Source organism: Haloferula helveola, assembly GCF_037076345.1.
Classification (GTDB): Bacteria; Verrucomicrobiota; Verrucomicrobiia; order Verrucomicrobiales; family Akkermansiaceae; genus Haloferula; species Haloferula helveola.
This window is the reverse complement of sequence record NZ_AP024702.1, coordinates 2,354,194-2,376,102: the sequence shown is the minus strand read 5'-3', so window position 1 is coordinate 2,376,102 and position 21,909 is coordinate 2,354,194. Positions and strand designations below refer to the sequence as shown.

16 protein-coding genes are annotated in these 21,909 nt (G+C 64.3%); 9 read left to right on the top strand and 7 right to left on the bottom strand.

Annotated elements, in window-relative coordinates; translation table 11 throughout:
* The first annotated feature begins 67 nt into the window (after positions 1-67).
* Positions 68-1,243 (top strand): chromate efflux transporter, encoded by a 1,176-nt coding sequence (chrA, locus tag HAHE_RS08695; RefSeq protein WP_338690244.1) that lies wholly within the window; start codon positions 68-70, stop codon positions 1,241-1,243.
* A 14-nt stretch (positions 1,244-1,257) separates the two neighbouring features.
* Here the strand turns inward: chrA and HAHE_RS08690 are convergent, their stop codons facing one another.
* Positions 1,258-2,400 carry a hypothetical protein gene (locus tag HAHE_RS08690; protein ID WP_338690243.1) on the bottom strand — a complete coding sequence of 381 codons (1,143 nt, stop codon included), beginning with the start codon at positions 2,398-2,400 and terminating at the stop codon, positions 1,258-1,260.
* A gap of 207 nt (positions 2,401-2,607) precedes the next feature.
* On the opposite strand from HAHE_RS08690, the gene HAHE_RS08685 reads away from it, so the two are divergent.
* From HAHE_RS08685 to HAHE_RS08675, 3 genes are all read left to right on the top strand, one after another.
* Entirely contained in the window at positions 2,608-3,132 is a 525-nt protein-coding gene (locus HAHE_RS08685) for a fasciclin domain-containing protein (RefSeq protein ID WP_338690242.1), read from the top strand.
* A 97-nt stretch (positions 3,133-3,229) separates the two neighbouring features.
* Complete coding sequence (locus HAHE_RS08680) at positions 3,230-3,814, top strand: RNA polymerase sigma factor (protein WP_338690241.1); 585 nt, start codon at positions 3,230-3,232, stop codon at positions 3,812-3,814.
* Entirely contained in the window at positions 3,811-4,575 is a 765-nt protein-coding gene (locus tag HAHE_RS08675; RefSeq protein ID WP_338690240.1) for an anti-sigma factor, read from the top strand. The genes HAHE_RS08680 and HAHE_RS08675 overlap by 4 nt, the downstream gene beginning before the upstream one ends.
* Positions 4,576-4,660: 85 nt before the next feature.
* Here HAHE_RS08675 and HAHE_RS08670 read toward each other — a convergent pair whose 3' ends face one another.
* Positions 4,661-5,284, bottom strand: a complete 624-nt coding sequence (locus HAHE_RS08670) for a L,D-transpeptidase (protein ID WP_338690238.1) — start codon at positions 5,282-5,284, stop codon at positions 4,661-4,663.
* Positions 5,285-5,371: 87 nt separating this feature from the next.
* Positions 5,372-6,733, bottom strand: a complete 1,362-nt coding sequence (locus HAHE_RS08665; RefSeq protein ID WP_338690236.1) for a lamin tail domain-containing protein — start codon at positions 6,731-6,733, stop codon at positions 5,372-5,374.
* Positions 6,734-6,885: 152 nt separating this feature from the next.
* Here HAHE_RS08665 and HAHE_RS08660 point away from each other — a divergent pair, with 152 nt between their 5' ends.
* The 3 genes from HAHE_RS08660 (at position 6,886) to HAHE_RS08650 (ending at position 11,590) form a co-directional block, all read left to right on the top strand.
* On the top strand, positions 6,886-7,869 hold the full coding sequence (locus HAHE_RS08660) for an alpha/beta hydrolase (protein ID WP_338690234.1): 984 nt from the start codon (positions 6,886-6,888) through the stop codon (positions 7,867-7,869).
* A gap of 244 nt (positions 7,870-8,113) precedes the next feature.
* The gene (locus tag HAHE_RS08655) at positions 8,114-8,917 is read left to right on the top strand and encodes a PEP-CTERM sorting domain-containing protein (protein WP_338690232.1); all 804 of its coding nucleotides are present in this window, start codon (positions 8,114-8,116) and stop codon (positions 8,915-8,917) included.
* A gap of 99 nt (positions 8,918-9,016) precedes the next feature.
* Positions 9,017-11,590, top strand: coding sequence for a BNR-4 repeat-containing protein (locus tag HAHE_RS08650; RefSeq protein ID WP_338690230.1), 2,574 nt, complete (start codon positions 9,017-9,019; stop codon positions 11,588-11,590).
* 28 nt (positions 11,591-11,618) lie between these two features.
* Here HAHE_RS08650 and HAHE_RS08645 read toward each other — a convergent pair whose 3' ends face one another.
* The 4 genes from HAHE_RS08645 to HAHE_RS08630 all read right to left on the bottom strand — a co-directional run bounded on the left by HAHE_RS08645 (position 11,619) and on the right by HAHE_RS08630 (position 17,560).
* The gene (locus HAHE_RS08645) at positions 11,619-12,632 is read right to left on the bottom strand and encodes a DUF3500 domain-containing protein (protein ID WP_338690229.1); all 1,014 of its coding nucleotides are present in this window, start codon (positions 12,630-12,632) and stop codon (positions 11,619-11,621) included.
* 59 nt (positions 12,633-12,691) lie between these two features.
* Positions 12,692-13,657, bottom strand: coding sequence for a DUF4339 domain-containing protein (locus tag HAHE_RS08640; protein ID WP_338690228.1), 966 nt, complete (start codon positions 13,655-13,657; stop codon positions 12,692-12,694).
* A gap of 160 nt (positions 13,658-13,817) precedes the next feature.
* Positions 13,818-16,376 (bottom strand): DUF1588 domain-containing protein, encoded by a 2,559-nt coding sequence (locus tag HAHE_RS08635; protein ID WP_338690227.1) that lies wholly within the window; start codon positions 16,374-16,376, stop codon positions 13,818-13,820.
* Positions 16,373-17,560 (bottom strand): DUF1552 domain-containing protein, encoded by a 1,188-nt coding sequence (locus HAHE_RS08630; RefSeq protein WP_338690226.1) that lies wholly within the window; start codon positions 17,558-17,560, stop codon positions 16,373-16,375. The genes HAHE_RS08635 and HAHE_RS08630 overlap by 4 nt, the downstream gene beginning before the upstream one ends.
* On the opposite strand from HAHE_RS08630, the gene HAHE_RS08625 reads away from it, so the two are divergent.
* Both HAHE_RS08625 and HAHE_RS08620 read left to right on the top strand, forming a co-directional pair.
* On the top strand, positions 17,559-17,729 hold the full coding sequence (locus HAHE_RS08625) for a hypothetical protein (protein WP_338690225.1): 171 nt from the start codon (positions 17,559-17,561) through the stop codon (positions 17,727-17,729). The genes HAHE_RS08630 and HAHE_RS08625 overlap by 2 nt on opposite strands.
* Positions 17,730-17,861: 132 nt before the next feature.
* A complete protein-coding gene (locus tag HAHE_RS08620) occupies positions 17,862-21,863 on the top strand; it encodes a PVC-type heme-binding CxxCH protein (protein ID WP_338690223.1) in 4,002 nt (1,333 codons plus the stop codon).
* Positions 21,864-21,909 lie beyond the last annotated feature (46 nt).

Sequence of the window (21,909 nt, the reverse complement as noted above, 5' to 3'; positions counted from 1 at the left end):
GTGATGGTTCTGGTCGGCTGAGTCCGGGGATGGACCTTGGGGGTTCGCCCGGTCATCGTTCGCCCCGATGCAGCGGCCGCTAGGCGAGATATTCACCGCGTTCCTGAAGCTGGGCCTGATCTCGTTCGGCGGCCCGGTCGCGCATCTCGGTTACTTCCACGAGGAATTCGTCGTCCGCCGCAAATGGCTCAACGAGGAGGCGTATGCGGACCTCGTCGCCCTCTGCCAGTTCCTTCCTGGCCCGGCGAGTAGCCAGGTCGTTTTTGCACTGGGCCTCCGCCGGGGCGGACTTCCCGGCGGTCTGATTGCATCACTGTGTTTCACGCTGCCTTCGGCGATGCTGCTGATTCTCTTCGCCTTGGGAGTCTCGTCACTCGGTGAGATCGGTAACGCCGGTTGGCTCCAAGGGCTCAAACTCGCGGCGGTGGCGGTGGTGGCCCATGCGGTGGTCGGAATGGCGACCAAGCTCTGTCCCGACTGGCCGCGACGCACCCTCGCTCTCGTGCTCGCCGCGGCCTTGCTCAGTTGGCCGGGCGTGGTCGGGCAGCTCGGCGCGATTGGCATCGGCGCGACCTTTGGCTGGATCGTCTATCGTCGGCGTGAAAAGGGGAATCTGCCCGCCCCTGGGCCGGCTGCGAGTCGATCCGGGGCGATTGCACTGACGCTCTTCGCGATCCTCTTGATCGGTCTGCCGTTCGCGGCGATCTGGACCGATTCCGCCGGCCTCACGGTTTTCGACCGCTTCTACCGCGCAGGATCGCTGGTTTTCGGGGGTGGCCATGTCGTCCTGCCGTTGCTCCGGGCGGAAGTCGTCCCACCGGGCTGGATCAGAGATGAATCTTTCCTCGCCGGCTACGGCGCCGCCCAAGCCGTCCCGGGACCGCTTTTCACCTTCGCGGCCTATCTTGGAGCCGGACTCGAGTACGGACCCAGCGGCTGGGGCGGGGGACTGCTCTGCCTGGTCGCGATCTTCCTCCCGGCACTGCTGCTGGTCGGAGGCGCTTTACCCTTTTGGGAACTCCTGCGTGCCCGGCCTGAGGCGCGGGCCGCACTGACCGGCACCAACGCGGCGGTGGTGGGCATCCTGCTCGCCGCTTTCGTCAATCCGGTCTGGATGGAGGGCGTCCGGGGAGCGGTTCACTTCGGCATCGCCCTTGCTGCCTTTGCGGCTCTGACCTTCGCCAAAGCGCCGTCGTGGCTGGTGGTCGTCGGATGTGCCGGCGTCGGAGCGGCGCTTCTCTAGTCACCGCCCGGTCTTCACTCCCAGTCGACCTTCACGGTCGCGTAGATCCCTCCCGATTTACGGATCTGCTGCAGGGCCTCAGGGGCTGTGAGCCACATCCGCTCGCGGCCGTTGTCGAACTCGAGGGTCGGTGTTTTCGGGCGGTCGGCGTCGGTGGCAAGGTAGCGGGTGAGCGCCCACGGCCGGCCGTCCATCATCACGACGGGAAGCAGGGGACGCCGCTTGAGGTGCCAGGTGTTCAGGGTGAACTTGGCGAGATGCAGCACGCCGCCGAGTTCGGAGGCCTTGACGTCGCGCCCGATCACGCTGCGCACCGTACCTTCCTTGGTTCCGGGCACGGCGGCGAAGTCGAGATCCGGGAAGGCGTCGATGCAGTTCGCCAGCTCCGGCTTCCGCTCACCGAGCCTTTCCGTATTCAGCGCTTCGGCCAGTTGCGACCGCTGGTTCGCCGAGAGCCTGGCCTCGAGCGTGCCTGGCAGCGAGCGGATGGGGGAGGGGAGTCCCGCGGCGCGCTCGGACAACGGCACGGTCAGGTAGTGGGTCACGTAGATCTTCTTGCCGCGGTTCTTCTTCGATGTGGAACGCACGAGCATCAGGGTCGCGAGCTCGTCGAGTGTCGGCTTGCGGATGACTCCGGGGTACGGGTCATGTAGTAGATAGCGGTCGTCTTCGCGCCCCATGAGCAGGCCGTTGTGCGGTCCTTCGAAAACACCGCGGATGCGCAGCGAGTACACGTTTCCGTCGTCGAGTCCTTGGTGAAAGGTGTCCTTGATGATCTTGCGGACTGCGGGCAGCAGTGAATCGACAGGCGCGGGCGGGTGTTCGATCTCGGCCGTCTCGTAAGGCAGCGAGAACAGCTCGAAGAACATCCGCTTGTCGAACGAGCGCTGGTAGCGGAAGTCACCTCGACGCAGGCCGTAGATCGACGAGACGAACGGCTTTGACCCGGTCATGTCGATCCCGGTCGCAAGCGTGACCGCCGGGACGTTGGCGAAGAATCCGCAGGACGGGCCGGTTTGCTTGGCAACCGGCAGCGATTCGTCGGTCGGCGCGTGGATGGCGCCTTGGCACGCCAGCGCCAGCCCGACGGCAAACGCGATGGCCCTGCCGGGCGATGGCACGACTCGCGGGCGTCGACGGTGGAGGGAAGGGCTCATCCTTCGGGCAAAATAGACCGGGAAACCCGCTTGGTCAGGTGGAATCGGGCGTCGATTCCGGGCGGAAATGGCCGGGAATTCGGGCGGCGGCGGAAAAAACCGAATCTTTTTGAATCCAATTCCACGAGTGGTGCGAAGGCCCCCGATGACAGCCGCGATGAGTTCGACTCGTGGCACTCAACCCCGAAACCAAACAACACAGACATCATGAAGACATCCCTCAAGTTCCTGTTCGCCGGAGTCACCGCCACCGCTCTCAGCCTGCCTTCCGCCATCGCTGGTGAGGAAGAGAAGGCCGAAGCCAAGCCGAAGATGGATATCGTCGAGACCGCCGCGTCGGTTGAGACGTTCAGCACGCTGGTCGCCGCCGTGAAGGCCGCTGACCTCGTCGAAGCGCTCAAGGGCGACGGACCGTTCACCGTGTTCGCGCCGACCGACGACGCTTTCGCCGCACTTCCCGAAGGTACTGTCGAAACGCTCCTCAAGCCGGAAAACAAGGGCAAGCTCGTCGACATCCTTACCTACCACGTCGTGGCCGGTAAGGTGCCTGCGAGCGAAGCGGTGAAGCTGAGTGAGGCCACCGCTCTCAACAAGAAGGCGATCGCGCTCAAGGTGACCGACGGCAAGCTGATGCTCAACGAGAGCGCCACTGTCGTGAAGACCGACATCATGACCACCAACGGCGTGATCCACGTGATCGACGCGGTCATCCTGCCGCCGTCGGAAGAGTAATCGTTGCGCGATCCGCGATCTGGCGGACGGGTCCCTGCGGATCCGTCCGCCTTTCGTTCATGAAGGCTTCCTCCGGTCTCCAACCGATGCCTTTCCCGTGCCAGAACCTCCCGAAGCACAGTCCCAGCAACACTCGCTCCTCGAAAGGATCGGGGCGGGGGATGCGTCGGCCATGAAGGAAGCGATCCACCAGTTCGGCGGGCTCGTGTGGCACATCACCCGCAAGTACTTGCGCGACCGCACGGCTGCCGAGGATACGGTTCAGGAGATCTTCACCGAGATCTGGCAGAAGGCCGGTCGGTTCGAGCCTTCGCTGTCGTCGCCGAACACTTTTGTCGGGATGATCGCGCGACGACGTGCGATCGACTGCCTGCGCCGGCAGTCGAGGCAGCCCGTCTTCGAACCGATCGACGAGGCGCCTCTTGCAGCTGCTTCGAGCCCAAGTCCGGCGAACGAATCCGTGCCGGGTGATCCCGACGCGGCGATGAACGCGCTGAAGGAACTGCCGGACGAAACGCGAAACCTCTTCGAGCTGCATTTCCGGCTGGGATTGACCCACGGTGAGATTGCCGAGAAAACCGGGCTGCCCCTTGGGACAGTCAAGACCCGCCTCCGCCGCGGACTGATCGCACTGCGCGATCGGATGAGCGCACGGACGCCAACCATCGAGCCCGCATCATGAATCCCGACTCGCAGGAAGACCGCTTTGCGGAGCTTAGCGCCGGACTCGCGCTTGGGGATCTCGATGCCGCAGAAACCCGCGAGCTCGAGGAGCTGTGTGAAAAGCTCGGCCGCACGCCGGACGGCTCCCTGATGATGACGGCCGCCGCATTGGATGTCGCGCTCGGCGAGAGTGAAGAGATGCCCCCAGAGCTCGCGGACAGGCTCTGGGATCTCGCCGGGGAGAAGGAGGCTCCGGGCGGCGCTACCATCGTTGAGCCGGCCGTTTCCCCGTGGCACAGGATCGTCCGCCATCCCGCTTCCGGCTGGGCGATCGCCGCGGTGTTGGTCCTGCTGCTGGCCCTCCAAGGCATGCGGGGAGGAAATGGCTCTGCTCAACGCCTAACCGCCGACCGGCTCGTAGCGGAGTCATCCGACCTCCTTCGGCTCGGCTTCAGCGGGCTCGGGGAATTTGAAGCCGCGGGTGGCGAGGTACTTTGGAGCGACGATCGCCAGCAAGGCTTCATGCGTCTCACCGGCATTCCGGTCAATGACCCGACGGTCGCGCAGTACCAGCTCTGGATTGTCGACCCGCAGCGGGACGCCGATTCGCCGGTCGACGGTGGTGTCTTCGACATCGATGCGCGCTCGCACGAGGTCCTCATCCCGATCGATGCCAAGCTGCCAATCAACGAACCGAAGGCGTTCGTGATCACCTTGGAACAGCCCGGCGGCGTCGTGAAGTCCAAGCAGGAGACCGTGGTCGCCTTGGCGAAACTTTAGGCCGCGACGAGCGAAGCGGTGAGTTAGAAAAAAGGGCGGCCCTTCCGGGTCGCCCTTCGTCGATAGAGTGAGGCTGCGCCTTTCCTCAGAAGTTCCACATCTTGCCCTGCTCGGCATCCCGGAACACCTGCGGGCTGTGCATGTAGGAATTTGGCGGATTCGGCAGCGCGGAGTCGTCGAGCCGCGGAAGACTTGCGCCGATCGTGGAATCCCACGGTTGGCTGGTCGATACGTTGACCGGAGTGCCGACGCTCACCATGTCGAACACCTTGCGTGCCGAGTTAAGTGGCATGCGTACGCATCCGTGGGTGCAGGGGTAGGGTTTCACGAAGCCCCAGTGCATGCCGTAGGAGGCGCTGTAGAAGGACATCCAGTAGGTCATCGGATAGCCGGCACCGGGATTGCTCGCGCGGCGGCGGTGGCGGGTCTTGCTGAGAATCCGGTGGTTGCCTTTCGGGGTGGGTGTCGATGCCGTGCCGACCGAGCAGGGGGTGGCCAGCAGGACCTTGTCACCCTCGACCACGTAGATCCGTTGGGCACTGGTGCTGATCTTGACCTTCACCGCCGAGCGGTTGGTCGGCTGCGTTACCGAAGGGTTGTAAGAGAAAGCCGTGCCGGGACTACCGGTGTTCATGGTCTCGCAGGAGGAGAAGGCGATCGCGACAAACGCGAACCCGGCGGCGGTGAGGATGCTTCGGAGGTGTTTCATGAGGTCGTTTTCTCGGAGATACCCGCGCAGTATCCACGACTTTCGGCAGGAATCAACCGAGCGGATGAGGCGAATTCGGGAAGAGCTTCAGGGGCCGGACTCCAACACCCGGAGGAACGCCCTGTCAGGCACCGGGCTGAGCGTGACCGATACGGTCGTCGTGCCGGCCGGAAGTGCTACCGTCGACTCCGGCTGCCAGCTGCTTGGAGCGAGGTTGCCGCTGGACTCGATGTCGACCGAGGCCGCCGTCGCCAGGGTGATCTCGAGCTGCACGGTGCCGGTGGTGGTGTTGACCGAAAGGATCCGTACGCCGGTGACCGGATCGCCGAAGGCAAAGGCAGCGATACCGGGTGTCGGTGTGTTCTGGATCTGCCAGGCACCGGCGAGATTGATCCGCACGATCGACTGCCCGGAAGCGGCGTCACCGACATCGACGGTGCCGATCGCGCCGGTCTCGTCGATGAGGTTGTTGGAATTGGTGCCCCCGTAGATGACCACGTCGACAGGCACCGTGCTGGCGGAAACGGAGCTCGCCGGAAGATTGAAGAGCGCGACCGCGTCGGCGGCGGCACCGGAGTTCTGGAGATCCGGATTCAAATCAACGGCGAGATCGAAGCTGGGATTCTGGTTGGCCGCGCTCGATACCGGCCCGCCTACCACGATCGTCGCTCCAGCCGCAATGGTGCCACTCAGCTGAAGTTGCCCGTAGACCAGGTTGAGCCCTCCCCAACCGAGGCTCCAGCTCGAGAGATCGACAGCAGTGCTGCCGGGATTGATGATCTCGACCCATTCCAGCCCGTCGTCGCCGGTACCAACCGGATCGTAGAAGACCTCCGACAGCAGCAGCGTGTCGCTGCCAAGTCCGAATGCGAGGGTACCCGGACTGGGAAATTCGTTCTGCGCCCAGGTGCCTTCGAGATCGATCCGCTGGATCGACCATCCATTGGTCACGTCGGCGACATCCGTCGCTCCCGGGTTGCCGGTCTCGTCGAGCAGGTTGTTGGTGTTCGTCCCGGCGTAGATCACCGCGTCCACGGGAATGCTGGCGGCTTTGATGTCTTCCGCCACGACATCGAAGAGTGCGATCCCGTCCGCCGACGCTCCACCGTTCTGGATGTCCGGATCGAAGTCGATGGCCAGATCGTAGGTCGGATTGGCGTTCACTGGATCCGAAATCGGACCACCCACCACGAAGGTCGCTCCCGGTGCGATCGTGCCCGAGAGTTGCAGCGTGCCGTAGGTGTAGTCGGACCCGCCCCAACCGAGACTCCAAGTGGACAGATCGACGGTCGTGGTTCCGACGTTGGCGATTTCCACCCATTCATATCCGTTATCACTGCCCACGTGATCGTAGTAGACCTCGGAAAGGATGAGCTGGCCGGCCAAGTGTGTCGGAAACCCGATTACGAACGCCGCGAAGACTGTGCGAAGGAGGGAGAAGGGGGACATGGCGGGAGTGGGAGACTAGGCTAGCCTAGGATCGCCGGGAGGAACCGAGCGAGCTCCAAATCGGCTCGCTTTTTCCCCGATGGTCCAAGCAGGAATCATCGTACCCAAGTGACCGGTCGCGACCTTCGGAGATTCGGGGAGTTGAATCGGACATGACACGACTTCGCAATTCGCTGTGGCTGTGGACATCCTCTGCGCTTTTGTCCTCTGTTGCCGCCCAAGAGCGACCGCTTGCGAACTTGCGGCTGGCGGAATCGGTCGAGGTAACCCGCGATGTGAGCTACGCCGATACCGACAATCCGAGACAACGCCTTGACCTGGTTCTGCCGAAGGCTCGGGAGGGAAAGAAGCCACTGCCGGTGGTCGTCTTCGTCCACGGAGGCGGATGGCAGAGCGGCGACAAGCGCCAGGCGGTGCGACGCCTGGTGCCTCTGGTGGCTTCCGGCGACTATGCCGGAGTTTCGGTCGGCTACCGCCTCACCGACGAGGCGCAATGGCCGGCCCAGATGCACGACTGCAAGGCGGCCATCCGCTGGATCCGCGCCAACGCGGACAAGCATGGACTCGACCCGGACAAGATCGCGGTGTGGGGGACTTCCGCCGGCGGGCATCTGGTTGCGGTGCTCGGAACGTCTGCCGGAGTCGAGGCGATGGACGGCAAGCTCGGTCCGAATACCGCGGAATCGACAAAGGTAACGTGTGTTGTCGACTTCTTCGGCCCCACCGACTTTTCGAAAATGTCCGCGGCATCCGACGGGAAGGGGCCGATCGATCACGACGCCCCGAACTCACCCGAGTCGAAGCTGGTCGGTGGTGCGATCCAGGAGCATCCCGACAAGGTGGCAGCCGCAAATCCGATCACCTACGTCGATGCCGGCGATCCGCCCTTCCTGATCATTCACGGCACCAAGGACCCGCTTGTGCCCTTCAACCAGTCCGAGCTTCTCGATGTCGCGCTGGAGAAGGTCGAAGTCCCAAGTACGCTGGTTGCCGTAAAAGATGCCGGCCACGGCCAGGGATTCGGCCCCGAGACCAACCAGCTCGTATCCCGTTTCCTCAAGCACCACCTCCGAGGCGAGAAGTCCGAGTGGAAGGACCACGAGGTGCCCGCGGGTCCCATGCGCCCTCGGCGGTGATCACGGCATCGCCCGACGTCGGGATCAGGAGAATGAGCGGGGCGGAGAGCCAACCGCTGGTAGGCAAGGACGGGAAAACCGGGCGACGGGGCGAGCACGAAAGTCTCGGGAAAGCGGGCAGGCGAGGGGATCAGGCGGCCTCCAGGGTCGGAAAATCCTTGCCGGGAGTGAGGTGACTTCCTTGTTTGTAGATCGCCCGAAGGGCGGATTTCCCATCAACCCGCTCCGGTTTCTCGAAGATTCCATGAATAGACCCAGCGTTTTGCTTCCGATCGCCATTCTGGCGGCAGCGATGCCGGCGAGCCGGGCCGCGACGATTTTCTCGGACAATTTCGATGGTGACGGCAGCGATCTCGATGGGGCGACTCCCGACGTGACGACAGGCGTCAACTGGGTCGCCAGCGCGAACTTCAATCGCAACGGCACAACGGGCGATGGACCGGGAAGCGCGACCCTTGCCTTCACTCCGGCCAACGGATTCACCTACACCCTCGACGCCACCTACGGCGGTCTCTCGGCCAATTCGGGCGATACCGACTGGTTCGCGGTAGGATTCGTGAACGGGCAGTCGAGCGCGTCCGGCACGAACGAGCGTTTCATTACCGGCAATGTGGTCGGTAGCGCATGGATGATGGCTCGCGGAGACTTCAACCTGACCACCAACAACACTTTTCTGGGAACCGGCCAGCTTGGCTCGGGGAACTACGGCCTCGGCGAGGGAGGCGGCGACAACACCGGCCAATCGTGGTCACTTTCGCCACCGGAGAGCACGGTCGACCTGCGCATCGTGCTGGATACCACCGGCGGCACCGGCAACTGGACCGCCACTTGGTACGCCAAACGCCCTAGCGACGGGAGCTACACCTTGGTCCGTTCGACCGAGTCCCTTCTGACGGGAGCGACGATCACGGCCGTGGGTCTCGCCCGTTCGAATCCCGGCGTCAGCGGCACGGTGGAGAGCTTCTCGTTGGTCTCGGCGGTGCCCGAACCGTCGACGGTCCTGCTGTTGGCCCTCGCCGGCATACCCCTGCTTCGCCGCCGCCGCTGAAGTGATGGCGATCGATGAAAGGGTTCCGGGTGACCGGCTTGGTATCGATCGCCTTGGGCTCCGGCAGGAGGCAGGTTTTCCAGACAGAGAGACTGAATCATGCGTGGCCCCAGCCTGAGATCCGCGACGATCCTCGTGCCGCTTCTGGCCGTTGGAATCGTCGCCGCTCGCGCGGAGTTGTTGTTCTTCGATGACTTCGACGGCGACGGTAGCGACCTCCACGGGTCCGTGCCCGACACCAGCCTCGGTGGTGCCGCTTGGACGGCGAGCAGCCACTTCAATCGCGATGGAAGCACCGGCGACGGGCCGGGCAGCGCCACCTTGCCTTTCACTCCGGTCGACGGGCGGGTCTATGCCCTCGATGCCCGCTATGTGGAGCTGTCCGCCGTCCCGGGTGACACCGACTGGTTTGCAGTCGGTTTCGTCAACGGGCAGTCGGCCGCATCCGGAACCAACGACCGCTTCATCACCGGCAACGTGGTGGGCGTGGCGTGGGCGCTGGCGCGCGGCGACTTCAACCTGACGAACAACAACACGTTCTTGGGAACCGGGCAGACCGGATCCGGCAACCATGGAATCCCGGACGGTCTTGGCTGGTCGCTGTCGCCGGCCGAGAACGCTGTCGATCTGCGTGTGGTACTCGATACCACCGCTGGTGCCGGCAACTGGACCGCCACCTTTTACGCGAAACGACCGGTCGAAACCGACTACACCCTGATCCGGGCGACTGAGCCGCTGCTGTCGGGCGCGGCCATCGGTGCGGTGGGCCTCGCCCGTTCGAATCCGGGCGTCAGCGGCATGGTAGAGAGCTTCTCGCTGACCCTGATCGGGACTTCGGATTCCGACGAGGACGGGTTGACGGATACCTGGGAAATCCTTCACTTCCGCGAAGACCCCGGCGAATCCGACGGCGAGATCCTTTCGAAGTACGCCGGAACCGACGATCCGGACAACGACGGCTTTGACAACGCGGCCGAGGAAACCGCCGGCACCGACCCGAACGAACCGCTCGACCGCCCCATGGTCGCGTTCATCCCGGTGACCGACGGCAACCCCGCGACCGACGAGAACGGCTACGCCGGATCCTCGATCAACTCGGTGGCCTTCCTGCAGAACAACCTGATCACGGTCGGCGACCAACAGTTCATCGCCTACTACCGCCGGCACGCGAGTGACCCGGGCGACGTAGCGAACAACACGATCGCCATCGGACGCCGCAACCTCGATGGACCGCAGTGGGAGATCTTCCCCACGACCTTCCTGTCGAACAACATCAATGACGCCCACGATGTCATCAGCTGCGCGATCGATGGTGACGGGTTCCTCCACATGAGCTGGGGCATGCATGCCGACGCGTTCCACTATGCGAAGAGCGACTCGCCTGTCCTCGGGGCCGCGCCGATCGTGATGATCGAGCAAGCGATGACCGGACAGGAGAATGCCGTGACCTATCCGAAGTTCCAGACGTTGCCGGACGGTGACGTGCTCTATTTCTTCCGTGAGGGTGGATCGGGAAACGGTGACTGGTTCCTGAACCGCTACGACATCGCGACCGACGCATGGGCGCCGGTGCATGCCGACGGCGGGGGCACCCAGGTGGCGTTGATGAGGGGCAGGGGCGACTCGCCCGACAACTGTTTCTACCCCGACCGCATGACACTTGGGCCGGACGGCATGCTGCATCTGGCGGGTGTGTTCCGCTACAACGGAGACTCGCTTGCGGGCGAGTCAGGCTATCAGACGAACCATCGCTATGTGTATCTGCGGTCACCGGACGATGGAGTGAGCTGGGAGCGGTCCGACGGCACGCCGATCGACCTGCCGGTCGTCGAGGCCGACTGGTTCCTCGGGCTCGGTGCGAGCCATGTCCCCGAGATCATCGAGGACATCCCGGAAGGCTACAGCATCATCAACGAGTCGGGCATGACCACCGACAGCGAAGGGCGTCCGGTGGTTGCGACCTGGTGGGCGACCGGGGCGGGGACGGGCGACCACACCCGTCAGTATCAGGTTCTTTTCCATGACGGCTCCTCGTGGCAGCGGCGGACGATCTCGGCTCGCGACATCGACGACCCGGCGACCAAGTTTTCGGAAGGCCAACTGGGTAGCAGCCGGATGGGCCGCCCGGTGGTGCTGACCGATTCGGAGGACCGCATCATCGTGATCTACAACGACAATCGGGCGGACGGCATCACGGCGGTGTTCTCGCTGCCCAAGGCAACCGATCCCGGTCGCAACCAGTGGACCCGCATGAATCTCACACACGAGAATCTCGGCAACTGGGAGACCACCTACGATGAATCCCGTTGGAAGCGCGACGAAGTGCTGCACATCTTCTATCAGAAGCTTCCTGGAATGGGTGCCAGCTACTCCGGCCAGAATCTCTCGACCCCGGTTTCCGTGCTGGAGTGGGACGTGGAGGCCTACTTCGGCGACCCGGTGCATTGGAAATTCGACACGTCGTCCGTGCCGGGTCAGGCCGTGATTTCGGCCCCCACACGCGCCGGCTTCCGCTACGACCTTCGGACCTCGACGGATCTCCTCTTCACCGATCCGCCGGCCGCCACCCTTCCGGGCAACGGAGCATGGCAGGAGTTCGGAAGCTGGCCGCTGAACGAAGGGCGGCGCTTCTGGCAGTTGGAGCGGGTTGAAGAGGCTGCGAACGACCTGTGAAGCCGACCGGCCAACATCAGCGCACTTGTCAACCTACGCCAGGCTCCCGGATGTGGAGCCATGCGTGGACGTGCGGCTTGCCGCGGAAATAGGAAATCATGTTGGGGCCCTCGATTTGCCAGACGTCCCAGACTTCGTCCTTGCCGATGTTTTCACCTTTGTAGAAGGCGAGGTGGAGGTTGTCGATGCCACCCGCTTCCACCTGCTTGAGAGCCTCGTCCGCGTCGCGTTTGCGGAAGGGAGCGAGCAGGTCGGCGAGGACCTTGCGGACGTGGTCCTTCTGGTCGTGGGTGAGGTCGGCAACGCGGATTCCATCGAGACCTTCCTTCTTCCCGGTCAACGCCACCGTTTCAAGGCCGTCTTCGCCACGGCTCTTGTCGAGCAGGGCGATCTCGCGCTGCTTCCCGTCGAGCATCTGGTAAACCTCGTTGGCGCGAACCGCCTGATACCAGTAGGCGTTTCCCTCGTGTTTCGGACCCTCGTTGAAACCTCCGGCGGCGTGTCCATAGAACAGGGGGCCTCCGAAGGCAGCTCCTTCCACCGAGTCGCCATCACAGCGCCGCGTGCAGTGGCGTCCGGTCAGGACGAACTCGAATTTCCCCGATCCGGGTTCCCCGAAAATCGCGACGGATGATCCGCCCTCGAATCCTGCCTTGCCGCTGTCCGATGTCACCTGGTCATAGACCCGTTGGGCGTACTCCTCGCTGTGGAGCCCCATGAAGATCTCCTTGATCATGGCCTGTTGGTCCTTCGAATAGTCCTTCACCAGCGTTTTGGTGATGTGCCAGTTGTTGTCGACGTCCAGACGAAGCTTGTGATCGAAGCCGAAGCAGATCTTGGAGCGTTGTTCTTCGCTGAGACTGTCGTAGAAGGTTTTGACGAGGGTCTCGGAGGCGGGCTTCGCGGATGCTTCGGCGCGACACGGAAGGATGCTGCCCGTTCCGAGGGCACCTGCGGCAAGTCCGGAGGTACGGAGGAACGAGCGCCGGGTGGAAAGCTTCGGCGAGTCGGCGGAACAGTCCGGGCAGGGGTCGGGATTCATAACGGTCCACCCTTCCAAGGAGCGTCCGGCAGGTCCAATCAATTCATGAGCCGGTCCATTCAGGACAGCCGGAAAAGTCCACTGGGTCGCGGTTTGAGGTCATGGAGCCGGCCCATGAAGTTGACCATGCGGCAGAGGCCGTGGAGGTAGATCAATTCGACGATCGAGGTGAGGAAGAGTGGCAGGCATAGGAATATCCCGAAGATGTCCCCCACGTTGTCCAGGTCGGTGAGGATGAACAGCAGGGTGGAGCCCCAGAACAAGCCCGTCGTCACGCAGTGGGCGAGCGCCATGCCTTCGCTTAGCTCGGGTCCGGCTGATAGGTTCGGGTAGGTCGCGCGGATCCGTTTCCATTCCCGGGCGAGGCCGAAGTAGGCGAAGAACATCCAGTAGAAGCCGAAAAGGGGGATGAAGAGAAAGCCCACCATCATGCCCGGCGGCCGGCGGATGCCTCCGGCCGCGAGTGAGTTCCATGCCTTGTACAGGGCCACCATCTTGAGGCCCTTGAAGACGCCGAAGGCCAGCAACATGAGCCCGCCGATGAACAGCCCCAAGATGGGGAGCGCTCCCATCATCGCCAGGAGGAAGAGCAGGTCGCCCGCCTCCTTACTGACAAACGAGAGCAGTGAGACGGTCGCCGGAGGCATCAGCATCAGGAAAGACGCAAGGCCGACAAACCATCCGAATCTCACCTTGCCGGGCGGGGGAGACGGGTAGTCCGTTCCGGGAGGAGCGGCCTGGGCCACCGTCGGCGTCCATGCCGCGGGTGCCACGGCGGCGGTTGCGACCGGAGCTGGCGCGGCGACCGCTTCCGCACCAAACAGCAGTCTCGGTCCGGCGGATCGCGGTGGAGGAAAGAGACCCTCGACGTTTGATGCCGGAATCCATTCGGCGAGCCCATCGCACCAGAGCAGGGTTTCCGGCGTGATCGAGCCACCTCCGGCCAGCAACTGGAGGTCGCGCTGGCTGATGGGGCCCAGCTGCTGGTCCTCGCTCAGATAAAACCATCGGGACTCCTCGGCCATGGTGGATCAGGGTAGGAAGTTCGACTCTCGCAGCACTAGGCGGAAGTTGGCCCCGAATTCAGGAGAGCGGATCGTCTTCAATCCCGGATTTGTAGCAGGAGGCCGGATCTTCCGCCAATCGATAGGAGTGAGGGCAACATCGGCCGGACCGATGGATGCCTTACTCCTCCTTCCTGCGGTAAAGGAAGGCGTCCGAGGTCACCAGCGAGGTGATGAGCGCGTTCATGCTGCCGCCGCTGTCGCGGTATGCCTTGTGGGCGGCCTGCAGGACTGGGCCGTCGTTGAGGGTTTCGTTGCGACCCATCCAGAAGCGGAAGGCGTGGCGGACGAAGACCTGCTCGACACGCTCGCTCTCGGAGAGCTTGCGGATCATGTCGAGCGCATCGGTCACCGGACCGTCGAGCGCGGGGTCGCCGGAATCGATGATCTCGCCGGTGGTGTCGACGGGCTTGTTGAGCTCCATCGACCGCAGCAGGCCGGCGTGGTTGTACATCTCGAAGGGCAGGCCGAGCGGATCCATCTTCTTGTGACAGGTCCAGCAGTACTCTTCGCGGGTGACGCGCATGCGCTCGCGCAGGGTGGTGTTCGGTTCGTCGGGCAGCTGGGCATCGACGGTGATCGGCACATCGGGGATGCCGCCACCGAGCAGCCGCTCGCGGATCCACTTGCCACGGTGAATGGCGTGGTTGTCCATCGCGTCCGACTGCGAGACCAGCCACGACGGGTGGGTGAGGATGCCGAGTCGCTCGCCGGGCGGCGCCGTCGCGAGGGTGCGCTCGGGTTTCATGCTGCCAGTGCCGAACGAGCGACGGCTGACCCGCGCATGAATGTCAGGTCCCTTGAGTTCCGCCCGGGCAACCGCCGGATTGCCACCGCGACCCTTTGCCTTTTTGGCGGCATCGAAGTTCCGCTTGGCCGCCGCCAGCTCCTTTTTCTGCTTCGCCAGATCCTTGCGCAGTTCCCGGTCCTTGGGGTCCGCCTTGATGCGCTTTTCGATCGCCGCGACACGGTCTTCCAGCATCGCGACCCGGTCGCCGGTGTGCCTGACGTTTTCCTCGGCGGCTTTCGTCTGCGCCTTCCGGGCGTCGGCGATCTCGTCCTTGTTGCGGAGCTTGCCGAAGTACGTCTTGTCGGTTGGTGTCGCCACCACCTGCTGGGTGGTGAGGAGCTGCTTGAGAACATCGCGGTCGTCCGCGAGGATCAGTTCGATCAGGCGGTCCGTACTCGCTGTTGCATCGAACATCGCGCGGTAGTGGCCGTTGCCATTCGGAGCGCCCGTGCTTGCCTGGGCCTTCTCGTCCTTGCAGATGTAACCGCCGAGGTCGTACTCGAAGTAGTCGCGGAAGAACTGCAGCACCCGAGGCTTGCGGATGCTCTCGTCCTCAAGCATCCGGGTGATCTCGCGCCGCACGTCGTCCCGAGTCCGCATGCGACCGTCGGTGATCGCCTTGCGCAGCTCTTCGTCAGGCCGGATGTAGCTCAGCGCGTGATTGACGGCCAAGCCGAGCTCCCAGTCCTGCATCATCACCCGCCCGTGGGCATCGGGTTTTCCGCCTTCGACCAGCTCCGGCCGGAACAGGGCGTCGCGGTGCAGGAAGATTGCGGAAAGTCCCATGAACACTCCGTCCTCCTTGCCGACCTTGCCCACCGAGTCCTTGACGATCTGCATGTAGTCGCCGGTCTCGGTCGTGGTCGGCGGACGGAAGGTGAGCGCCTCGAAAAGGTATTCGACGGATGCACGAAGAAGCGCTTCGTCGACGTCCGGTGCCTTCATCAGGTCGTGGACCGGCGTCATCGGGCGCACGACTTTCGTGTTGTAAACGATCGCACTCGGCAGGCCGCGGATGTCGCCCTCCATCTTGTAGCTGCCCGGGTCGTCGGTGATCTGCTCGGGCTTCGCGATACTGAGAGGGCCGTAGGCCATGTAGCGCAGGATGTCCTCGGCCATGCTGAGGATCTGGGTGGCCTCGGAGCTGTTGACGCTGTGGACGTCGGCGTAGTTCTCGAATCCGTGCCCGCGTCCTGACGAAAGCACCGCGGGGATGCTCTTCACGGCGGTCGCGTAGGCCACCGTGCCACCCTGCCATTTGATGATGCGGTCGGTGCCGAAGTAGAGCTTCAGCTCGCCGCCGTGGTTGGTCGGAACGGCGTCGCCGCGTGTGCGCAGCCCGGGCTTCTTCGGATCGAAGTCCGGCTCGGTGTTGATCAGTTCGTTGAGCCGCGTGATGTGCTCCTGCGGCGTCACCCGCCAGATGCGTGCCGGAGACGAGGTCGGAACGAGTCGGATGCCCTCGGGAAGCTCGCCGAAGAGCAGGTTGTGATCGACGAAGTTGCCCTTGTTCGGATCGCGGTCGGCGTGGAAGCCGCCCTTGTCCTTCATGGTGCTCCGCATTTCGCCGACGATCCACTCGGAGAACCGGAGGCGGTCGACGATCTCCGGCTGGTCCTTCTTCTTCGGCGGCATTTCGCCGAGCGTCACCTGAGCCCAGACCGACTTCCACAGCGCGGCATTCGTTTCATCGACAGGTCCCAGCCCTTCGAGCGAAAGCCCGCCCTTCTTCGTCGCATCGTCGTGGCAGTCGATGCAGTTGTAGTCGAGAAACTCGAACGCGTAATCGTCGAAGGTCCCGCGCACCGGTTCGCCCGGCGTGAAGGTCTCGGCGGCATGGGCGGCCGGGCCAAGGATGACCGCCGCCGCAAGGGTCAGCGGGGTTCTCATGCGAGGACTTCGCGAAGCGGGCCGCTGCCGGAGTCGTACTTGGCGGCCATCTTCTCGCTCATGTTGAAGCGGTCGACGTTCACGCCCGAGGCCTGCAGGATCGAGGCGTAGAGCGCGTTGATCGGCCGCTTGCCGTCGAGCTGCGTGAAGCAGCCGGTCCTGAACGCGCCATTGCAGTTGCCGAGCAGCATGACCGGCCAGTTGGCACCGTTGGTGTGCTGCTTGTCGGCGTTGTTGCTGGTGTAAACGATGAGCGTGTTGTCCATCATCGTGCCGCTGCCTTCCGGCACGCTCTCCAGCTCTTCCATCAGCTTGACCAGCATCTGGCAGTTGTACTGGCGGATCTTGACCCAGATCGGGTTGTCCTTCTGCGGCATGTGGCCGAGGTTGTGACCCTGCTTGTCCACACCGAGACCCTTCCAAGCGCCGAAGATCTCGCCGCGGCCCGAGCCGATCGTCAGCACGCTGGTGGTGCCCGACTTGAGCGCCGCGATGCCGAGGTCGAGCAGCCGGTCGTGCCAGTCGGTTTCGAACTCCGGCTGGGTGTAGCCTTCGTCCACCTCCGGAGCGAACTTCTTGAGGTGGTCGGAGACCGTGCCGAGCCGCTCGCGCAGGCCGTTGATGTCTTCGAAGCCTTCGACGAACTCGCCGTAGCGCTGCGCTTCCGTGGTGGGCAGCGACATACCCTTGGCGGCCGACAGTTGCTCGATGCGGTCGAGCATGCCCGAGCGCGCCTCGTGCTGGTCGCGGATGTCGCCGGTGGAGATTCCTCCGAACAGCATCTGGTAGAGATGGTTCGGATTGGAGTGCATGAAGATCGGCTTGCCCGCGCCGCGCGCCGAAAGATTTGCGACGGTCGGCTTGCCGCGCATGTTCTCGATCGAGTCCATGCCGATGCAGAGATGCGGCAGGAGAGTTTCCGGCATCACCTTGCTCAGCTCGTAGTCGATGGTCGACGCGCTGGGCGGGACGCCGTCGCTGCCGCGATAGCCGCCGAGCGCGCCGAAGAACGCGGAGTGCGACGGGCTGGTGTGGCGGCCGTGGAGGCCGTTGATGATGTGCAGCTTCTCCTTGAAGGGCTCGAGCGCCTTGATCGGCTCGGGAAGGATCGCGCTGGCCAGCGAGCCCCCGTTTGCCACGCCCGTGGGAATGCAGGTGCCCGGGTCGAAGCCCTGGTTCTGCATGAAAAAGATCACCCTTTTCGGGCCACCGGCGGTCCGGGTGAAGGTCGATGCGGCCCGGCTGATGTCGGGAAAGAGCGAGGAGCCCAAGGCGGCTCCGAACCCGGAGGCCAGCATCTGTAAGGATCTGCGGCGGCTGATCATGGCGTTGGTGGGCGGGGATTCGTCATGAATGCCCCTGTTTCCAGTCGGCAGCTACTGGCGCCGCGATGGGCGACTTTCATGAAATGCACTCACGTCCAAGGGGCGGTAACCCGGGAAAGATCCGCCTTGCCGGGACTCCGGGATCCGCTAGGGCAGGTGGATGGTCCGCTGGATATCCCTGCCTCTTCTCGCGCTCACCCAGGTCCTTGCCGCGACGCCCCTGCAACCGGGTGACCGGGTCGTGCTGCTCGGCGACGCGCTTTTCGAGGCCGAACGGCACACCGGCGGGCTCGAGTGGGAACTCCACCGGCGGTTTCCGGACACCGACCTGACGCTGCGCAACATCTCGTGGAGTGGCGACACGCCGGCCGGATTGTCGCGCGCCAGTTTCGACCCGGCGAAGGCGGGCATGGATCGTTTGCGCGAGCACCTGACGTTGGCCGAGCCGACGGTGGTGATGCTCGGCTACGGCATGGCCGCGAGTTTGCAGGAACTCACGGACCAATCCCGCGACTGGACGCTCAACCCCGATCCGGAGCGCTACGGGACGATGACCGTCGAGCGCTTCACACAGGAGATGGAGGCGCTGCTGAAACTCATCGGTGAGGTCTCCGACAACAAGGCGCGGGTGGTCATCGTCGCGCCGATCCCTCACGAGGACCTCCGGGGGATCACCCGTCCGAACCACCCGGACCCCACCGGGCACAACGCCTTGCTGGATCGATACCGGAAGGCGCTCGAAGGGATCGCGACCGCGCACCAGACCGGCTGGGTGGATGTCAGCAGCTTGCCCTACAAGGAACCGCGCACCACCGACGGCATCCACCTCAGTGAGTCGGGCTATCACGCCTTCGCCGCACAGGTCTGCGACGCCCTCGGATGGAAGGTGGGAACGAAGCTTCCTCCGCCCGCGTTGCGCGATGCCATCCTGAAAAAGTCGGACGCCTTCTTCCACCGCTTCCGTCCCGCCAACTCGACCTATCTCTTCGGTTTCCGCAAACGCGAGCAGGGACAGAACGCGGTCGAAATGGCCGAGTGGGACCAACTCATCGCCGGGGCCGACGCCCGCATTCTCGCGATCAAGCATGGCAAGCCGGCACCGGCACCGGCTCCGGCTCCGGCTCCGGCCGTGTCAGGTGACGAGCCCGAGCCCGAGCCCGATTTGGCCGCGCCCGACTTCACGCTGCCGGAGGGCTACCGGATCGACCTCTGGGCCGGGGCTCCGCTGGTACGCAAGCCGCTCGCGATCGAGTGGGACGGTGCCGGTCGCCTTTGGGCCGCAAGCACGCCGATCTACCCGCAGATCCGGCCGGGCGCATCGCCCGAAGACAAGATCTACGTGCTCGCGGATAAGGACGGCGACGGCCACGCCGATGACTCGGTGATCTTCGCCGACGACCTGCTCATCCCGACGGGCATGACCCCCGTGCGCACCGCCCCAGGCGAAGCGGCGACGGCGTGCTATGTCGGTGCCTCGACCGAGCTCTTGCTGCTTCGCGATACCGATGGCGACGGGAAGGCCGACACACGGCAGGTCATTTTCAGCGGCTTCGGCACCGAGGACACGCACCACAACATCCACACGCTCCGCTGGGGACCGGATGGTCGGTTGTATTTCAACCAGAGCATCTACACGCACTCGCATCTCGAGACACCATGGGGACTCATCCGTCTGAACAGCGGCGGCGTCTTCGCCTACGATCCGGACCGCAATCGGGTCGAGGTCTTCAGCAAGGGATTGTGGAATCCGTGGGGGCACGTTTGGAACGACGAGGGTCAGAGCTTCCTCAGTGACGGCGCCGGTTTCTCCGGTCTCGCTTGGGCATTTCCCGGCGCGGTTTTCAGTCCGAGCGAGGGTAGCCAGCGCCAGATGCCGACCGTTTCGCCCGGGCGGTATCCAAAGTATGCCGGCCTCGAACTCATCGACTCGCCGGTCTTTCCCGATGACTGGCAGGGCACTGCGGTGACCTGTGATTTCCGTGCGCACAAGCTGGTGCGCTTCGCCATCGAGGACTTCGACAAGGCCACACCGCGGAAGTCCGGCTATGTCACCCGCGAGCTCGAGCCGCTCGTGGTCACCAACGACCTCGCCTTCCGTCCGATCGATCTGAAGCACGGTCCTGATGGCGCTCTCTATATCGCCGACTGGACGAATCCGATCATCAATCATGGCGAGGTCGACTTCCGCGACCCGCGGCGTGACCACGCCAACGGCCGCATCTGGCGCATCACCCGTAGCGACGCGCCCGCGGTGAAGCGAACGCCGAGTCCCATCGCCGTCGCGCGCTCGAAAGATCCGGAAAGCGATGCCAAGTCCGAGTCACCCCGTCGGCGGATCGAGGGCATGCGCGCTCTCGCACGGACGCCAAGCGCGACGGCGGCGACGCTCATTCTGGAGGCTGCAGTGGCTTGTCCGGCGGACGATCCTTACTACGAGTTCGCCGCGTGGCTGAGCATCCGCGATGTCGCACCGGAGTGGATCGCGGCGGTGAAGGCCGGCAGTTGGTCGCTGTCGACCGATGCCAACTCCTCAAGCGTCGCGCAGGCCGACCTCGCGTTGCGTGCGCTGCCACCGGCACAGGCCGACGAAGCGTTCCACGCGCTCATGGATCAGGCGTCGCCGACCTTGGACGGCAGTGGGCCATGGATCGAATGGATCGGTGAACGCGGCACCGCCGAAGATGTGCAGCGATTGTTCGACCGCCTGCCAGCCCTCACCGAACCCGCCGTCCGCGCCCGTGCCATGCGCGGTCTTCTCGCCGCCGCGAAGCGCAACGTGCGTCCTTCGGGTCTCGAAACCCTGCGGCCCGATTTCTTCACGCCGGCTACCCCCGAAAGCCTCGCGCTGATCGGTGCGTGGAAACTCGACTTCGCCGCACTGCTGAAGGCGAGCGTCTCGCAGCCCGGTGAGCTCCGCAACGCCGCCTTCGATGCGCTTGCCGCGCTGCGCAGCGAGAGCGCGGTCGCGACCCTTACCGAACTACTACAGTCATCGGAGATGGATCTGAGGCGCCAGGGTTTGGTCACCTTGGCATCCTTCCGTCCGGCGGTCGCGCTTGATGCGCTTGATCCGATCGCGAAGGAAGCCGGCATCGATCCCGCCTTCTGGCGTCCGCTCTTCGCGCAGGGGCCGTTCCTCAACCAGTTCGCCAAGAGGGTTCCCGATACCTGGGATCCCGCCATCTATCGCGCCGCGCTGACCGCCGCCCGCGAGCGCGGCCGTGGCGGCGCCGCACTGGTGAAAGCGCTCGAGCCATTGGCGCAGATGGAGCAAGCCAAGCCGGCTTCGGGCCGGACGGTCGAGCAGGTGCTCGGCATTCTCAGCACCGGCGGCGATCCGGCGAAAGGGGAGCTCGTTTACCGTCGCCCGGAACTGACCTGCACGCTGTGCCACGCGATCGGCGGCGTCGGCGGCAAGCTCGGACCCGACCTGACCAGCATCGGCGCCAGTGCCCCGATCGACTACATCATCGAGAGCACGCTTCACCCGGAGCGAAAGGTGAAGGAGGGATACCACGCGGTGATCTATCAGATGGCCGACGGTGATCCGGTCGTCGGGATTCCGTCGCGCACCACGGCCACCGAGCAATTCATCCAGACCATCAGCGGCGAGCAGGCGCTTGAGAAATCGGCGATCCGCTCACAGAAGATCATGGAAGGCGGTGGCAGCCTAATGCCCGGTGGGCTCATCGACAATCTCGAGCGGCTCGAAGTCCGGGCGTTGTTCGCGTTCCTTCAGCAGCTCGGCAAGCCGGGGCCTTTCGACGCGAGCAAGGGCGACGTCGCGAGGCTTTGGACGATCCACTCTGCAGAAGACCCGAAGCTCGCCGCTTCGGCCGGGGCCGCTCCCGGTGGCGAGCCGCTGGCCTCGCTGGTCGACGGCCGCCTGCCGGTCGAGTTCCTCAAGGCGGCGCTTCTTGAACGTCCCGCGATCTTCGCCCAGACGCGCTTCGTCACGACCGACGACGAGCCGGTGAATCTCAAACTCGAAGGTGTCCGCGAAGCCTGGGTCGACGGCGATCCGCTACCCGTCGCCAGCGAGCCCGGCCGCAAGTTGCAGCTCAAAGCCGGCACGCATGTCCTGACCGTGCGGCTCACCGCCGCCGACCTTCCGCCACACCTCCGCGCGAGCTGCCCGGAGGCAAGGTTTCTCACGGAGTAGCCAGGGGGAAAGGTAGGGACGACCGCCCTCGGTCGTCCGTGAATCG

What these genes read in the sequence shown, in the direction of transcription:
- chrA (WP_338690244.1), top strand. Translation starts at nt 68, where the DNA reads ATGCAGCGGCCGCTAGGCGAGATATTCACCGCGTTCCTGAAGCTGGGC.
- HAHE_RS08690 (WP_338690243.1), bottom strand. Translation starts at nt 2,400, where the DNA reads ATGAGCCCTTCCCTCCACCGTCGACGCCCGCGAGTCGTGCCATCGCCC.
- HAHE_RS08685 (WP_338690242.1), top strand. Translation starts at nt 2,608, where the DNA reads ATGAAGACATCCCTCAAGTTCCTGTTCGCCGGAGTCACCGCCACCGCT.
- HAHE_RS08675 (WP_338690240.1), top strand. Translation starts at nt 3,811, where the DNA reads ATGAATCCCGACTCGCAGGAAGACCGCTTTGCGGAGCTTAGCGCCGGA.
- HAHE_RS08670 (WP_338690238.1), bottom strand. Translation starts at nt 5,284, where the DNA reads ATGAAACACCTCCGAAGCATCCTCACCGCCGCCGGGTTCGCGTTTGTC.
- HAHE_RS08665 (WP_338690236.1), bottom strand. Translation starts at nt 6,733, where the DNA reads ATGTCCCCCTTCTCCCTCCTTCGCACAGTCTTCGCGGCGTTCGTAATC.
- HAHE_RS08660 (WP_338690234.1), top strand. Translation starts at nt 6,886, where the DNA reads ATGACACGACTTCGCAATTCGCTGTGGCTGTGGACATCCTCTGCGCTT.
- HAHE_RS08655 (WP_338690232.1), top strand. Translation starts at nt 8,114, where the DNA reads ATGAATAGACCCAGCGTTTTGCTTCCGATCGCCATTCTGGCGGCAGCG.
- HAHE_RS08650 (WP_338690230.1), top strand. Translation starts at nt 9,017, where the DNA reads ATGCGTGGCCCCAGCCTGAGATCCGCGACGATCCTCGTGCCGCTTCTG.
- HAHE_RS08645 (WP_338690229.1), bottom strand. Translation starts at nt 12,632, where the DNA reads ATGAATCCCGACCCCTGCCCGGACTGTTCCGCCGACTCGCCGAAGCTT.
- HAHE_RS08640 (WP_338690228.1), bottom strand. Translation starts at nt 13,657, where the DNA reads ATGGCCGAGGAGTCCCGATGGTTTTATCTGAGCGAGGACCAGCAGCTG.
- HAHE_RS08635 (WP_338690227.1), bottom strand. Translation starts at nt 16,376, where the DNA reads ATGAGAACCCCGCTGACCCTTGCGGCGGCGGTCATCCTTGGCCCGGCC.
- HAHE_RS08625 (WP_338690225.1), top strand. Translation starts at nt 17,559, where the DNA reads ATGAAAAAGATCACCCTTTTCGGGCCACCGGCGGTCCGGGTGAAGGTC.
- HAHE_RS08630 (WP_338690226.1), bottom strand. Translation starts at nt 17,560, where the DNA reads ATGCAGAACCAGGGCTTCGACCCGGGCACCTGCATTCCCACGGGCGTG.
- HAHE_RS08620 (WP_338690223.1), top strand. Translation starts at nt 17,862, where the DNA reads ATGGTCCGCTGGATATCCCTGCCTCTTCTCGCGCTCACCCAGGTCCTT.